Consider the following 13,224-nt stretch of genomic DNA (forward strand, 5'->3'; position numbering starts at 1 on the left):
GGGGCGGCTAGGTGGGGGAGCGTCGCGGGTGGGGTCGTCGCAGCTGCTCGTGGTGCTCGACCGGGACAGCCCGGTGCCGTTGCAGCAGCAGCTCTGCGACCAGATAAGCGGCTCCGTCCGCGCCGGCCGGCTGCGCCCCGGCGACCCGGTTCCGCCCAGCCGGGAACTGGCCCACCAGCTCGGCGTCTCCCGCACCGTGGTCACCCGCGCGTACGAGCTGCTGCGCGCCAACGGCGTCCTCACCTCCCGGCGCGGCTCCGGCACCCGGGTAAGCGACGCCCTGCCCGACCTGCCGCACCGCGACCCGCCGGCCCGCACCCCGCTGCGCCCGGAACCGCCGCTGCCGACCGACGCCGGCAGCCCGCTGTGGCGGCCGTGGGAACCGGCGCCCATGCACCGGCCGGACGGGGCGTACGACTTCCGGCACGGCACCCCGGCGCTGGCGAGCTTCCCGGTGGCGCGCTGGCGGCAGTCGCTCGCCACGGCGGTGAGCCGCGCCGACGCGGTGGCGCTGGGCTACGGACCGGCCGAGGGCTCCCCGGCGCTGCGCGCCCAGATCGCCGCGCTGCTGCGGCGCAGCCGGGCGCTCGACGTCGCACGCGAGCACACCATCGTCACCAGCGGCGCCACCCAGGCCATGGACATCCTGGTCCGGCTGCTCGTCGGCCCGGACGACGTGGTGGTGATCGAGGACCCCAGCCACACCGTGCTGCGGCAGATCTTCGGCTACTCCCGGGCCGCCGTGGTGCCGGTACCGGTCGACGAGGAGGGGCTGCGGGTCGGCGAGATCGAGGACCGGGTACGCGGCCACGGCCTGGACCCGGCCCGGGTCCGGCTGGTGTACGTCACGCCGTCGCACCAGTTCCCGACCGGGTTCGTCATGTCCGAGCGGCGGCGGCGGGCGCTGCTGCGCTGGGCGCGCGAGCACGCCGTCACGGTGCTGGAGGACGACTACCACAACGAGTTCACCTTCGCCGCCGAGCGGCTGCCGTCGCTGGCGGCCGACCCGCAGGGCGCGGACGTGGCGTACGTGGGCAGCTTCAGCAAGACGCTGTTCCCGTCGCTGCGCATAGGCTACGCGGTGCTGCCCCCGCACCTGGTCCGGCCGTTCCTCGGCATCAAGTGGATCACCGACCGGCTGACCCCGACGCTGACCCAGGAGGCGCTCGCCGAGTTCATCGACTCCGGCGCGTACGCCCGGCACATCGGCCGGATGGACCGCCTCTACCGGCAGCGGCGGGCCCGGCTGCTGGAGGCGCTCTACGAGCACTTCGGCGCCGGGGTACGCGTGTCCGGCGCCGCCGCCGGGCTGCACGTGCTGGTCACGCTCGGCGGCGCGTCCGGCGCCGGCGAGGCGGCGATCGTGCGCGCCGCCGCCGCGCGCGGCGTCCGGGTCTATCCCGCCTCCGGCTACTACGTCACCCACCCGCCGCCGGAGCCGACGTTCCTGATCGGGTACGCGGCGCTGCCCACCGCCCGGATCAGCGAGGGAGTGGCGCTGCTGGCCGGCGCGGCACGGGAAGCGACGGCTCGGTGAACCGGGGCCGGCGGAACCGGTCCCGCTGGGCGTACGGCACCGTGCAGTCGAACACCGCCTTCGCGGTGCGCCCGTCGGCGGACAGCGACCGGGAGTAGCCGGTGTGCTGGCTCGGGTCCAGCGGGAAGCCCTCCCGGTCGGCCAGGACCCGCAGATCCTGGTCCGCCTGGAACCGGGTCACCATGGCCCACCACAGGTCCTGGTCGGACTCCGCGTCGACGTCCTCGTCCACGCAGAGCACCAGCTTGGCCATCCGGAAGCCGTCCAGCACCGCCTCCGCCGCGTCCCGTACCGCGTCGTCGTCGGCCGGGCCGCGCTTGGCCGGCCACTGGAGCACCACCATGAGCTGGCCGCCGCCGGCGGTGTGGCAGTGCGCGGCCAGCGCCGGCGTGCCCCGGCGGCGCAGCAGGTCCAGCACCGCGGCCTCCATCCCGAAGCCGAGCAGCACCGACTGCTCGTGCCCGGGGCCGGAGACGGCCTGGAGGATCGGGCTCTCCCGCGCGGTGATCGCGGTGACCCGGATCAGCGGCAGCGACGGGTGCGCGCGGCCCTGGTAGCCGAGGAACTCCGGGGTGGCGACCGCGCCGTGCCGGCTCTCCGGCGCGTGCTCGGCCAGCAGTTCGCCCTCGATGACGTACTCGGCGTGCGCGACGAACTCGGCGTCCACAGTGGCGCAGGGCAGCAGCTCGACCGGGCGGCCGGCGAGCGCCCCGGCCACCGCCAGCTCGTCGACGTCCGGCGGCACCAGCGAGGTGGGGCAGCAGGAGGACAGCAGCACCGCCGGGCCGAGCCCGAGGTGGATCGCCACCGGCAGCGCCGCGCCCCGGCGCAACGCGGCCTGGTGGGCCAGTTCCAGGTCGCGACCGGGGACCATCCAGATGGTCAGCGTGTCCGGGCCCTGGACGCACATCCGGTGCACGGACAGGTTGCGTATCCCGGTGTCCGGGTCGGTGGCGAGCACCGCCCCGAGCGTCAGGTAGGGGCCGGCGTCCTCGTCGGTGAGCACCGGCACCGGCAGCGCGGTGAGGTCCAGCGGCAGCCGGTGCCGGGGCCAGCGCGCCGGGGCGGCGGCGGGCACCGGCGGCCGGGGCGCGGCCACCGCGTCGAGCAGCCGGTGCGGCAGCTCGGCCGGGGTTACTCCGAGCAGTCCGGCGGCGCGGCGCCGGGTGCCGTAGAGGCCCATCAGCACGGCCCGGGTGGGGCCGTGCGCGGGGCGTACCCGGTCGAACAGCACCGCCGGGCCGGGGCCGGTGGGCGGCGCGGCGGGCGCGCCGGCCCAGCGGGCGTAGTGCGCCGAGACGCCGTAGCGGGCGGGCAGTTCCTCGGCGACGCGGACCAGTTCGCCGGGCAGCGGGTCGAGCGTGGCGAGCGCGTGCCGCAGGTCGACCGGCGCCCGGCCGCCGGTCATCGCCGCTCCGGCGCCGCCTGGGCGGCCGGCGCCGCCCCGGCGGCACGGCGGTCCGCCAGCATGTCCATCTGCATCCGGGTCAGCTCCTCGATCAGCGTGCGGTACGTGGCCACCGCGGCCTCCGGCGGCATGCCGTGCCGGCCGGCCAGCTCGGCGACCCGGTCGAGCACCTGCCGGACCCGGTCCGGTGACCGCACGGCCGCCTCGTCGGACTTGTGCGCGGTCAGTTCCCGGACCACCCGGGTACGGACCGCCAGCAACTCGACGATGCGCTGGTCGAGCCGGTCCACGGCGGCCCGCAGCTCGGTGATGCGGGCCGCGCCGTCGGTCCCGGCGCCGGGCGCGTCGCTCACGGCTGGTCGACCCGGTCGACCACGAACACGACGGTGGGCTCGTCCGCGCTGCCCTGCGAGCGGTGCTCCTCGTCGTCCGGGATGACGAAGCCCATGCCCGGGCGGCAGGGCACCGAGCGGTCCCGGAAGTGGATGGTGAACTCGCCCCGCAGCACGTAGCCGGTGTGCCCGCGCAGGCACCAGTGGTGCTCGTCGAACCCGGCGGGCAGCTCCAGCAGGCGCAGCCGCTGCCCCCCGACGTACGCGATCTTGACCCGGCCCTCGGCGCCGGGCTTGTCCCACTTCTCCCACTCGGTGGCGGGGAAGTCGATGCCGACCGGGACGGTCGCCTGCTCAGTGGACATTCTCGGTGTCTCCTCTGGTGGGAAGGGATTCGGCGCGGCGGGGCCGCGGCACGCGTTCGTTGCGGTCCCGGCAGGGCAGCACCGGGCCGCCGGTGACCCGCTGGTGGCGCTTGAGCAGCTGCACCATGTCGACCATCCGGTGCACCATGCGCTCCAGCGCGTCGACGCCCTCGGGGTCGGTCAGGCCGGGCGTGCCGGTGGTGTTGCGCAGCAGGACCGGGAAGCCGCTGCCCACCAGGATCATGCGGTTGAGCAGCAGGTTGTTGACGATCTGGTTGTGCACCGACGAGTCGCTGTAGCGGCGGCCGGTGACGATGATGCCGCCCACCTTGTCGGCCAGCGGGCGGGTGAAGCGCAGATAGCCGACCCCGGCCCGCTCGATGAAGATCTGCATCAGGTGGGCCAGGCCGAACCCGTGCACCGGCGCGGCGTAGATCAGCCCGTCGGCGCTGACCATCTGCTCCACCAGGGCGGGGACGTCGTCGTCCACTGTGCACGGCAGCGTACGGCTGTTGCAGTCGCCGCACGGGCTGCACGGCGAGATCCGGTGCTCGCGCAGCCGGATGGTGCGCAGGACGGCCCCGCGCTCGGCGATCAGGCGTCCGGCGTGCGCGACCGCGAGGTCGGTGTTGCCGCCCGCCCGTTCGGAACCGTTGATGGCCAGGATGGTGGCTGCTTCGCTGGGCAATCGCACCCCCGAGAGCTCGTCGGCCGGGACGCGGCGCCGCACCGCGCCGCGTCCCGCCCGGTGTCAGTCCGTCAGCTTTCCGGCGAAGTAGTCGATGTACGCCTGCATGTCGAAGTGGCCGTGCCCGGACAGGGAGAACAGGATCGCCTTCTCCTCGCCGGTCTCCCGGCAGCGCAGCGCCTCGTCCACGGCGACCCGCACCGCGTGGCTGGACTCCGGCGCGGGCACGATCCCCTCGCTGCGGGCGAACCGCACGCCCGCCTCGAAGCAGGCGGTCTGCGGCACGGCCCGCGCCTCGATCAGGTCCACCTCGCGCAGCGCGCTCACGATCGGCGCCATGCCGTGGTAGCGCAGCCCACCGGCGTGGATCGCGGGCGGCCGGAAGTCGTGGCCGAGCGTGTGCATCTTGGCCAGCGGGGTGAGCCCGGCGGTGTCGCCGAAGTCGTAGTCGTAGCTGCCCCGGGTCAGCGACGGGCAGGACGCCGGTTCGGCGGCCAGGAACCGCACGGTGGGACCGCCGTCGAACTGGCGGCGCAGGAACGGCAGGGCCAGGCCGGCGAAGTTCGAGCCACCACCGGCCGCGCCGACCACCACGTCCGGGTAGTCGCCGGCCAGCCCCATCTGCGCCAGCGCCTCCTGCCCGATGATCGTCTGGTGCATCAGCACCAGGTTCAGCACCGAGCCGAGCGCGTACCGGGCGGCGCCGCCGCTGTGCAGCGCGGCCTCCACCGCCTCGGAGATGGCCAGGCCGAGGCTGCCGGTGGAGTCCGGGTCGGTGGCGAGCACCGCCCGGCCGGCCTCGGTACGGTCGCTGGGACTGGCGGTGACCGAGGCGCCGAACGTCTCCATCAGGCCGCGCCGGTACGGCTTCTGGTCGTAGCTGACCCGCACCATGAAGACCTCGCACTCGAGGTCGAAGTAGGCGCACGCCATCGACAGCGAGCTGCCCCACTGGCCGGCGCCGGTCTCGGTGGTCAGCCGCCGTACGCCGTCGAGCTTGCTGTAGTACGCCTGCGGGACGGCGGTGTTCGGCTTGTGGCTGCCGGCCGGGCTGACCCCCTCGTACTTGAAGTAGATCCGCGCCGGGGTGTCCAGGTCGCGTTCCAGCCGCCGGGCCCGGACCAGCGGGCTGGGCCGCCACTGCCGGTAGATGTCGAGCACCGGGCCGGGGATGTCCACGTCCCGTTCGGTGGAGAACTCCTGCGCGATCAGCTCGGACGCGAACAGCGGCGCCAGGTCGGCCGGTGTGATCGGTTCCCGGGTGCCGGGGTGCAGCATCGGCGGCAGCCCCTTGGGCAGGTCGGGAACCACGTTGTACCAGGTCGTCGGGATGTCACTCTCGGGCAGGACGAACTTCGTGGCGGTCATGGGCCTCTTCCGGTGAGGGGTCGGGCGGTCAGGGACGGGCGGGGGCCGGCGCGGCGGGCTCCGGCACCGGCCGGGCCTCGGGCCGGATCCGCAGCGCGGCGAACGCGAGGACGCCGGCCAGCGGGGTCAGCAGCAGCAGGAGCAGCACGGGCCGGTGGCCGTGCGCCTGCCAGACGAAGCCCAGCCCCATCGGCACCACCAGCCGGGCGGAGCTGAGCACGAAACCGTTGAGCGCCATGAAGGCGCTGACCCGGCGTGGTTCGACGTGGTCGGCGATGTAGGTGGGCACCACCACCGAGGCGATGATCTCGCCGAGCGTCCAGACGACTGTGGACAGCAGCACGGCGGGCAGCGAGAACGCGAACACCAGCACCGCCATCCCGGCCGACCAGAGCAGGCCGGCGACGACGAGCAGCGTGCGCGTCGGGTACGCCTTGATCCGCTTCTCGATCAGCATGCCGGCGCCCACCACGACGATGCTGTTGATCGTGTAGACCGCGCCGACCACCGCCACCGACGAGTTCAGCACCCCGGTGACCGCCAGCGGCAGCGTGTACTCCAGCCCGATCAGCGGCGCCACGTAGCAGAACGAGAGCACCACCAGCACCGCGACGTCCAGGTCGCGCCGCAGCGCCGCCCGGCGCAGCCCGGCCTTCGCCGGTGTCCCGGCCGCGTCGCGGCGGGTGTCGGCGGGCACGCTGAGCCGGATGGTGAGCGCCGCGAGCAGCCCGAGCAGGATGTTCCCGGCGAACATCAGCCCGTACGAGTACGCGGCGGCCAGGCCGCCCAGCAGCGGCCCGACGCCCATGCCGAGGTTGTTGGCGATGTAGCTGACCGTGTACGCGAACGGCCGCTGCTCGGGTTCGGCGAGGTCGGCGATCAGCGTGTTGGCTGCGGGCGCGAACATGCCCATGCCGACGAGCGCGACGAACAGCAGCGCCGCGTACGTCCACGGCGGCCCGTCCAGCACCGCCAGCCCCAGGTAGCCGGCCGCGTTGAGCAGCAGGCTGGACACCAGCGCGGCCCGCCGGCCGGCGCGGGCGCAGACCGGGCCGCTGAGCAGGCTCCCGGCGAGCAGGCCGGTGCTGCCGACCGAGATCAGCACGCCCGCCTCGCCGGTGCTCAACCCCCGGCTGCGCACCAGGTAGACAGCGAGCAGCGGGAAGACGAACATGCCCGCGCGGTTGATGAACGAGGCGAGCACCAGCATCCGCAGCGGGCGGGGCAGCGCCTGGAACCGGCTCAGCCACATGACGCCTCCCCGGCCGGTTCGGTACGCACCTGGAAGGCGTCCCGGATGGTCTTGAACCGGGCGCGTACGTCGTCGAAGTCCCGGCCCTCGCAGACGTACCAGCCGAGCACGTCGTTGGAGGCGGTCGGCGGGGCGAGCACGTCGCCGACGCCCTTCCACACGTCGGCGTCGAGGACCGAGTCCAGCGCCCGCAGCTCGTCGGCGGTGGTGATCGCGGTGATCCGGCCGTACCGGTCGGAGCAGAGGTATTCGGTACCGGTCTCCGCGCCCAGCGCGGCGGCGGGCCGGTGCCCGGGGTCCAGTTCCAGCCGGCACCACTCGCCGGCCAGGTTGATGCCGCGCCCGGCCTCGATGGCCGGGACGATCGACCCGCCGCCGGCCCGGGCCGCCGCCTCGCCGAAGACCACCTCGCCGTCGTCGCGGAGGAAGAACTCCACGTGCGCGACGCCGGTACGCATGCCGAAGCCGCGCAGGAGCCCCGCGTTGGCGGACAGGATGCGCTGCTCCGCGGGGGTCAGGTCGTGCTTGCGGGAGATCGTGCCGCCGGGCTCGTCGCGGAACTCCAGCACCGAGTACGTGTAGCGGGAGAGCTGCTCGAAGACCACCTCGCCGTCGCGCAGCAGCGAGTCGACGTGGTACTCCGCGCCGCGGACGTACTCCTCGACCCGGTAGTCGTGGCGCGCGTCGGCCACCAGCGGCCACACCCGGGCCAGGTCGTCGGCCGAGTCCACCCGGTGGGTGTCGCCGCACGCCCAGCCGGCGTACGGCTTGACCACGACCGGCCAGCCCACCTCGGCGGCGAACTCGGCGACCGCGCCGACGGTGTCCGGGCGGCAGGAGCGGGCCACCGGCACGCCCAGCTCCACGGCGCGGCGGTGCATCACGTTCTTGTCCCGGAAGGCGAGCGCCTGCTCCGGGTCCAGGCCGGGGATGCCGTGGTCGCGCCGGCACCGCGCCGCGGTCAGCACGTCGCCCTCGAACAGCGGGAAGATCCGCTCGACCGGGCGGTCGGCGACGATCGCCGCGACCGCCGCCCGGACCGCGTCCGGGTCGTCCAGGTCGGCCCGGTGGCAGGACAGGCCGGTGGTCTCCGGCGCCGGCTGGCCGGTGGGCAGCAGCACCAGGCTGTCCACGCCGAGGTCGGTGGCGGCGGCGACCACGCTGCGGAACTGGGCGGCGTAGCGGCCGGCCGCGGGCCGGTAGACGATCAGGATCGCGCGGTTCACGAGCGGCCTCCCGGGGTGCCGGCGGGGCTGAGCGGGGCCTCGACGGCGAACACGGCGTCGCGGGTGTCCCGGTCCAGCACCGCCCGGTGCCGGGGCGCGGCGGTCAGCTCGCCGAGCACGGCGTCGAGGCGGTCCAGCGCCGCCTCCACCTGCGCCCGGCCGCCCGGGTGGGCCGCCTCGACGGTGAGCAGCAGCCGCCGCCGGCCCAGGTCGGTGCGGACCAGGTGGCCCTGGCGCCAGTTCCAGCGCCGGGAGTGGGCCCGCCCGTGGTCGTCGGCGTAGACGATCTCGCCCGGTTCGGGCCGCTCCGGCGCGTCGGGCGCGCCCAGCGGCAGGTACGTCTCGGTGCCGTCGGCCGGCCGGACGGCGACCGCCGCGATGTCGTCCACCGCGCACGAGGCCACCGGCAGCGCCGAGTCCAGCGAGACGGCGTTGCAGAGGTCCACGAGCGCGTTGATCCGGGGCAGCCGGTCGCCCCGGGCCACCCGCCGGGCGATCGACTCGGCGGCGCACGGGAACCGGTTCGGGTTCACCGCCACCGCCCGGTACGCCGCGCGCCACCCGGCGATGCCCGGCAGCTCGGACACCCTGGCCTTGTCCAGGCCGGCCCGGTGCAGCGCGTCCTCGGCGGCGGTCAGCCGCCGCGCCACGGCCGGGTGGGCCGGCCCGACCTCGATCGCCGGCACGGCGAGCAGGCCGAGGACGTAGTCCGGCACGCTCGCCGTCACCCGGTCGTCGATCCGGACGGACAGCCGGTCGGCGCCGTCGCTGAGCTGGGTCATCGTCATCCCCGTCGGTTCGGTTCACACGGTCGCCCCGACCGTACGAAGCGGCGCCGCCACCGGTTGTGGCCAATCCCCGCCGATCCGGTGAGGCCAATCCGGGACTGTGGGCCGCTTTGCCGTGCCGGCCGCATCAGGCCACCCCGGCCGGCCGGCGGTCCCGGTAGGCGGCGGCGTCCCCGGCGACCACCCGCCCGCCCAGCAGGACCATCTCGATCGCCTCCGGCCGCCCCAGCACTGTGATGTCCCGCGCCGGGTCGCCGTCGGTGACCACCAGGTCGGCCAGCCGGCCCGGCTGCACCGTCCCGGCCTCGTCGCCGCGCCCGGCCAGCCGCGCGCCGTTGGCGGTGGCCCAGGTCAGCACCGTCGGCGCGGGGATGCCGGCCATGCTCACGTACGTCTCCAGCTCCTCGGCGTACCGGCCGTGCGGGGTCCAGGCGAAGCCGAAGTCGTCACCGGCCACGATCGGGATGCCCATCTCCACCATCAGCGGCAGGATCCGCAGCGTGTTCTCCACCTCGGCCCGGAACTCCAGCGTCTCCAGGTATTCCGGGGTCTTGCCGTGCGCGGTGCCGGTGGTGAGCAGCCGGTGCGGCTGGTGCAGGCTCGGCACCACGAAGATGCCGCGCTCGGCGATCGCCTCCAGCGCCGCGTCGTCGGCGTACGTGGCGTGGTCGATCACGTCCACCCCGGCGGCGATCGCGTTGCGGATGCCGCCCAGCCCGCGCGAGTGCGCCCGGATCCGTACCCCCCGCTCGTGTGCGGCGCGGGCCGCGACGACCAGCTCCTCGGCGGTGAACAGCAGCTCGTGCGAGCGGCCGTTGGGGAACGTGTCGTCGCCGGTGGAGAACACCTTGATGATCTCGGCGCCCTGGGCGACCTCGGTGTCGACGTACTCGACCAGCTCCTCCGGGGTGTCGGCCAGCCGCATCAGGTCGGTGGGGATGCGCTGCCTGACCGCCGGATTACGCCGCTGGGGCGGCCCGGAGACCATCAGGTCCCGGCTGCACGGCGTGATCCGCGGTCCGGGCAGCCGCCCGGCGTCGATCGCCCGGCGCAGCGCCATGTCGATGCCGGCCACCGAGCCGGCGCCGACGAACGCGGTGTAGCCCAGCCGGAGCATCTCCGCCGCGTTCGCCGCCGCGCCCAGCGTCACCTCCGGGATCGAGTGCTTGAACAGCGTCTCCCGGCCGTCGAGCACGTTCAGGTAGGCGATGTGGGTGTGGCCGAGCGTCATGCCCGGCATCACGGTCCGCCCGTCCAGGTCCAGCACGTCGACGTCCGGGTCGTGCAGCGGCGCCTGCGCCTCGGGCAGCACCGCGACGATCCGCTCCCCGTCGAGCAGCACGCTGTGGTGCGGCCGGGACGCCACCCCCAGCCCTTCCTGGACGGTGGCGCGGTGCAGCAACGTTCGTCGGGACACGACTGTCACTCCGGTTCTCCTCGAAGGTGCGGGCGGCGGTGGCCGAAGAGCAGCCAGACGATCTCCGCGCCGGGGCGGCGGACCACCCAGCGCAGCGCGTGCCGGCGTACCCCCGGCGCGTTCGTCACCGCGAGGTCGGCCGCCCCGGCGGCGAGCAGCTCGGCGGCGTGCTGGGTGGACTCGGCGTCGAGCCACCGCATCGGACGGTCGCGCAGCGCGGGCGGGGCGAGGTCGGCGAAGATCCGCCGGACCTCCCACAGCGCGGCGACGGTGACCTCCCCGTCGCCGGGCGGCGCGTCCCGCTTTCGCGCCGCGATGCCGTACTCCGGGGTGGCCTGCGCGAAGTAGGCGTCCAGACGCAGGTCGCGGTGCCAGTGGAAGCGGGTGGCGCCCTGGTACGCGCTCGGCACCAGCGCCTGGTCCACGCGGCGTTCCACGAGCGCGCCGAGCACCTCGTCGAACGTGTCGCACAGCTCGATGCGCAGGCCGTGCCGCTCGGCCAGGAACGCGGCGGTCAGGTGGCTGGACGTGCCGGCCGGGCCGAGCGTAGCCACCGCCGTGCCGGGGTGGCCCGCCCACCGGTCCACCACCGTCCGCCACCGTCGCCCGTACGCCCCGGCGAGCGGCCCGGGCAGCGCGGGCACCGGCTCGGCGGCTGTCGTGTCGGGTGTCGCCGTGGTGTCAGGTGTCGTAGCCACGCCTGCCCGCCATCCGCCGGGCCACCCGGGTCTCGTGGTCGTCGGCGACCCGCCGGTCCACGATCCGTGCGGCCTTCCAGCTCACGAACGCCCCGGTGCTGACGATCGGGTCCAGCCCGTCGCTCAGCTCGACCTCCACCGGCACGCCGAGCGCGGCGGCGGCCCGCCGGCGCACCCCGTCGGCCACCGCGGCCGGGTCGTCCACCAGGTCCTTGAGCAGCTCCAGCCGGACGGTGAGCCGGTCGCCGCCGGCCGGGTCGTTGTCGATCACCACCTGGTAGCCGGCCGAGCCGGTGACGCCGGTGAGCACCGCGCTCTCGATCTGCCCGGCGGTACGCCGCTGCCCGCCCAGGTCGATGCGGTCGAGCGTCCGCCCGACGATCTGCACCAGGTCGCCGGGCATCTCGCAGTCGCAGTCCGACGCGCCGACCACCACGGCGTCGCCGGTGCGGTAGCGGATCAGCGGCTTCACGCCGTCGACCAGCATGGTCACGGTCAGCTCGCCGGTGCCGCGCGGGCCGTGCGACGCGCCGGTCTCCGGGTCGACCACCTCGATCAGGTAGTTGGTCTGGGACAGGTGCATCCGCTTGTTGCGGCAGGCGGTGGCGATCACGAACGCCTCCTGAGAGCCGTACAGGATGTTGTAGACGTCGGCGCCCCAGACCGACTCCAGGTTGTGCGCGAGCGCGGGCGTGCACATCTCGCCGGTGACGAACAGCAGCTTGACCGCGAAGTCCTCGCGCAGCCGGTAGCCGTGGTGCTCGGCGGCCTTGGCCAGCATCAGCGCCACGCCCGGCGTGCAGCAGATCACCTCCAGTTCCAGGTCCCGCATGAGCTGGAGGGCCTTGGCGAACCCGATCACCGGCGAGTACGGCCAGATCTTGGCGTTCATCGCGCCGGTGTTGCGGGCCACGTCGCCGAGCGTGTCGCCGAACGAGTGCACCTCGGTCGGGCCCATCAGCCCGACCCGGGGCGCGTGTTCGCCGAAGTGGTGGCGGAAGATCGACGCCCAGGACTCGGTGACGTGGGCGTTGCTGGCCACCACCTCGCGGCCGTCGCGGGGGCACGGCGTGGCGGGCCCGGTCGTGCCGGTGGTCTCGTAGAAGAAGACGGCCTCGGCCAGCGGGCGGCTGAGCACGTCGAGCATCTCCTCGCGCAGGTGCGCCTTCGTGGTGAAGGGCAGCCGGTCGAGCGTGGCCGGGGTGATCGTGGTCAGGTCGATCCCGGCGAGGTGCCGGGCGTAGAACGGCGAGCCGGTGCCGACCTGGTCGAGCACCCGGCGCAGTTGCCGGTCCCGCCAGTCACCGAGCTGCTCGTCGGTGAGCGTGCGGTCGTAGAACGCGCGGTGCAGGCGCAGGTAGTCGGCGGCGAAGCCGGCCGCCGGGCCGGTGGTGGGAAGCCACATGGATTGGGGTCCTCTCGGTGTGCGTCAGTGCAGGCCGCCGTCGACGTCCAGCACGGAGGCGGTGACGTAGCTGCTGTCCGGGCCGGCCAGCCAGGCGACGGCGGCGGCGATCTCGTCCGGGGCGCCGAAGCGGCCGGCCGGGATGCGGGCCCGGTAGTCGTCCCGGCGGGCCGCCGGGATCCGGGCGGCCATCGGCGTCTCGACCAGCCCGGGGGCCACCGCGTTGACCCGGATGCGGTGCGCGGCCAGCGCCCGGCCGAGGCTGCGGGTGAGCGCGACGACAGCGCCCTTCGAAGCGCCGTACGCGGCGTCCGGGCTGCCGATCCGGCCGCTGATCGAGGCGACGTTGACCACGGTGCCCGGACGCCCGGCGGCCACCAGCGCCCGGGCGTACGCGAGCGTGCCGAAGAACGTCGCGCCGAGGTTGGTGTCCAGCACCTCGGCGTACGTGCGCGGGTCGTAGTCGAGGAAGTCCCGGGCCGGATAGACGCCGGCGTTGTTGACCAGCACGGCGGGCAGGCCGTACCGCTCGTGCACGTCGTCCAGCAGCCGCTGCGCCTGCTCCGGCACGGCCAGGTCGGCGACGAGCGCCGCGTACGCCGACGGGTCGGCGGCCGGCTCGCGGTCGACGCTGAGCACCCGGTGCCCGGCCCGGGTCAGGGCCGCGGTGACGGCCCGGCCGATGCCGCCCGCGCCGCCGGTGACCACGGCGAGCGGGGGAGGGGAGTCGGACATGATCG

At 74.7% G+C, this 13,224-nt stretch carries 13 protein-coding genes; 1 reads left to right on the plus strand and 12 read right to left on the minus strand.

What is annotated here, in order from left to right:
* Positions 1-28: 28 nt before the first annotated feature.
* Entirely contained in the window at positions 29-1,537 is a 1,509-nt protein-coding gene (locus ACN27D_RS28880) for a PLP-dependent aminotransferase family protein (RefSeq protein WP_121682922.1), read from the plus strand.
* Here ACN27D_RS28880 and ACN27D_RS28885 read toward each other — a convergent pair.
* The 12 genes from ACN27D_RS28885 to ACN27D_RS28940 all read right to left on the minus strand — a co-directional run bounded on the left by ACN27D_RS28885 (position 1,482) and on the right by ACN27D_RS28940 (position 13,219).
* Positions 1,482-2,945 (minus strand): UbiD family decarboxylase, encoded by a 1,464-nt coding sequence (locus ACN27D_RS28885; protein ID WP_358173583.1) that lies wholly within the window; start codon positions 2,943-2,945, stop codon positions 1,482-1,484. The genes ACN27D_RS28880 and ACN27D_RS28885 overlap by 56 nt on opposite strands.
* Positions 2,942-3,298: a chorismate mutase gene (locus ACN27D_RS28890; protein ID WP_358173580.1), complete on the minus strand. Its 357-nt coding sequence runs from the start codon at positions 3,296-3,298 to the stop codon at positions 2,942-2,944. Before ACN27D_RS28890 ends, ACN27D_RS28885 begins: the two co-directional genes overlap by 4 nt.
* Positions 3,295-3,642, minus strand: a complete 348-nt coding sequence (locus ACN27D_RS28895) for a cupin domain-containing protein (protein ID WP_013477221.1) — start codon at positions 3,640-3,642, stop codon at positions 3,295-3,297. Before ACN27D_RS28895 ends, ACN27D_RS28890 begins: the two co-directional genes overlap by 4 nt.
* Positions 3,632-4,336: a flavodoxin family protein gene (locus ACN27D_RS28900; RefSeq protein WP_244933378.1), complete on the minus strand. Its 705-nt coding sequence runs from the start codon at positions 4,334-4,336 to the stop codon at positions 3,632-3,634. Before ACN27D_RS28900 ends, ACN27D_RS28895 begins: the two co-directional genes overlap by 11 nt.
* 57 nt (positions 4,337-4,393) lie before the next feature.
* On the minus strand, positions 4,394-5,698 hold the full coding sequence (locus ACN27D_RS28905) for a TrpB-like pyridoxal phosphate-dependent enzyme (protein ID WP_358173578.1): 1,305 nt from the start codon (positions 5,696-5,698) through the stop codon (positions 4,394-4,396).
* A 28-nt stretch (positions 5,699-5,726) separates the two neighbouring features.
* Positions 5,727-6,950: an MFS transporter gene (locus tag ACN27D_RS28910; protein WP_421500517.1), complete on the minus strand. Its 1,224-nt coding sequence runs from the start codon at positions 6,948-6,950 to the stop codon at positions 5,727-5,729.
* Complete coding sequence (locus ACN27D_RS28915) at positions 6,941-8,176, minus strand: ATP-grasp domain-containing protein (RefSeq protein WP_357896046.1); 1,236 nt, start codon at positions 8,174-8,176, stop codon at positions 6,941-6,943. The genes ACN27D_RS28910 and ACN27D_RS28915 overlap by 10 nt, the downstream gene beginning before the upstream one ends.
* Positions 8,173-8,958 (minus strand): B3/4 domain-containing protein, encoded by a 786-nt coding sequence (locus ACN27D_RS28920; RefSeq protein ID WP_421500518.1) that lies wholly within the window; start codon positions 8,956-8,958, stop codon positions 8,173-8,175. Before ACN27D_RS28920 ends, ACN27D_RS28915 begins: the two co-directional genes overlap by 4 nt.
* Before the next feature lie 133 nt (positions 8,959-9,091).
* The gene (locus ACN27D_RS28925) at positions 9,092-10,390 is read right to left on the minus strand and encodes an amidohydrolase family protein (RefSeq protein WP_421500519.1); all 1,299 of its coding nucleotides are present in this window, start codon (positions 10,388-10,390) and stop codon (positions 9,092-9,094) included.
* Entirely contained in the window at positions 10,387-11,079 is a 693-nt protein-coding gene (locus tag ACN27D_RS28930; protein WP_233585619.1) for a prephenate dehydratase, read from the minus strand. Before ACN27D_RS28930 ends, ACN27D_RS28925 begins: the two co-directional genes overlap by 4 nt.
* Positions 11,063-12,484, minus strand: a complete 1,422-nt coding sequence (locus ACN27D_RS28935) for a phenylacetate--CoA ligase family protein (protein WP_121684129.1) — start codon at positions 12,482-12,484, stop codon at positions 11,063-11,065. The genes ACN27D_RS28930 and ACN27D_RS28935 overlap by 17 nt, the downstream gene beginning before the upstream one ends.
* A 24-nt stretch (positions 12,485-12,508) precedes the next feature.
* The gene (locus ACN27D_RS28940; RefSeq protein WP_421500520.1) at positions 12,509-13,219 is read right to left on the minus strand and encodes an SDR family NAD(P)-dependent oxidoreductase; all 711 of its coding nucleotides are present in this window, start codon (positions 13,217-13,219) and stop codon (positions 12,509-12,511) included.
* Between the last annotated feature and the right edge of the window lie 5 nt (positions 13,220-13,224).

Source organism: Micromonospora sp. WMMD1274, assembly GCF_049179035.1.
GTDB lineage: Bacteria > Actinomycetota > Actinomycetes > Mycobacteriales > Micromonosporaceae > Micromonospora > Micromonospora tulbaghiae.

What these genes read in the sequence shown, in the direction of transcription:
- ACN27D_RS28885 (WP_358173583.1), bottom strand. Translation starts at nt 2,945, where the DNA reads ATGACCGGCGGCCGGGCGCCGGTCGACCTGCGGCACGCGCTCGCCACG.
- ACN27D_RS28895 (WP_013477221.1), bottom strand. Translation starts at nt 3,642, where the DNA reads ATGTCCACTGAGCAGGCGACCGTCCCGGTCGGCATCGACTTCCCCGCC.
- ACN27D_RS28905 (WP_358173578.1), bottom strand. Translation starts at nt 5,698, where the DNA reads ATGACCGCCACGAAGTTCGTCCTGCCCGAGAGTGACATCCCGACGACC.
- ACN27D_RS28910 (WP_421500517.1), bottom strand. Translation starts at nt 6,950, where the DNA reads ATGTGGCTGAGCCGGTTCCAGGCGCTGCCCCGCCCGCTGCGGATGCTG.
- ACN27D_RS28920 (WP_421500518.1), bottom strand. Translation starts at nt 8,958, where the DNA reads ATGACCCAGCTCAGCGACGGCGCCGACCGGCTGTCCGTCCGGATCGAC.
- ACN27D_RS28935 (WP_121684129.1), bottom strand. Translation starts at nt 12,484, where the DNA reads ATGTGGCTTCCCACCACCGGCCCGGCGGCCGGCTTCGCCGCCGACTAC.
- ACN27D_RS28940 (WP_421500520.1), bottom strand. Translation starts at nt 13,219, where the DNA reads ATGTCCGACTCCCCTCCCCCGCTCGCCGTGGTCACCGGCGGCGCGGGC.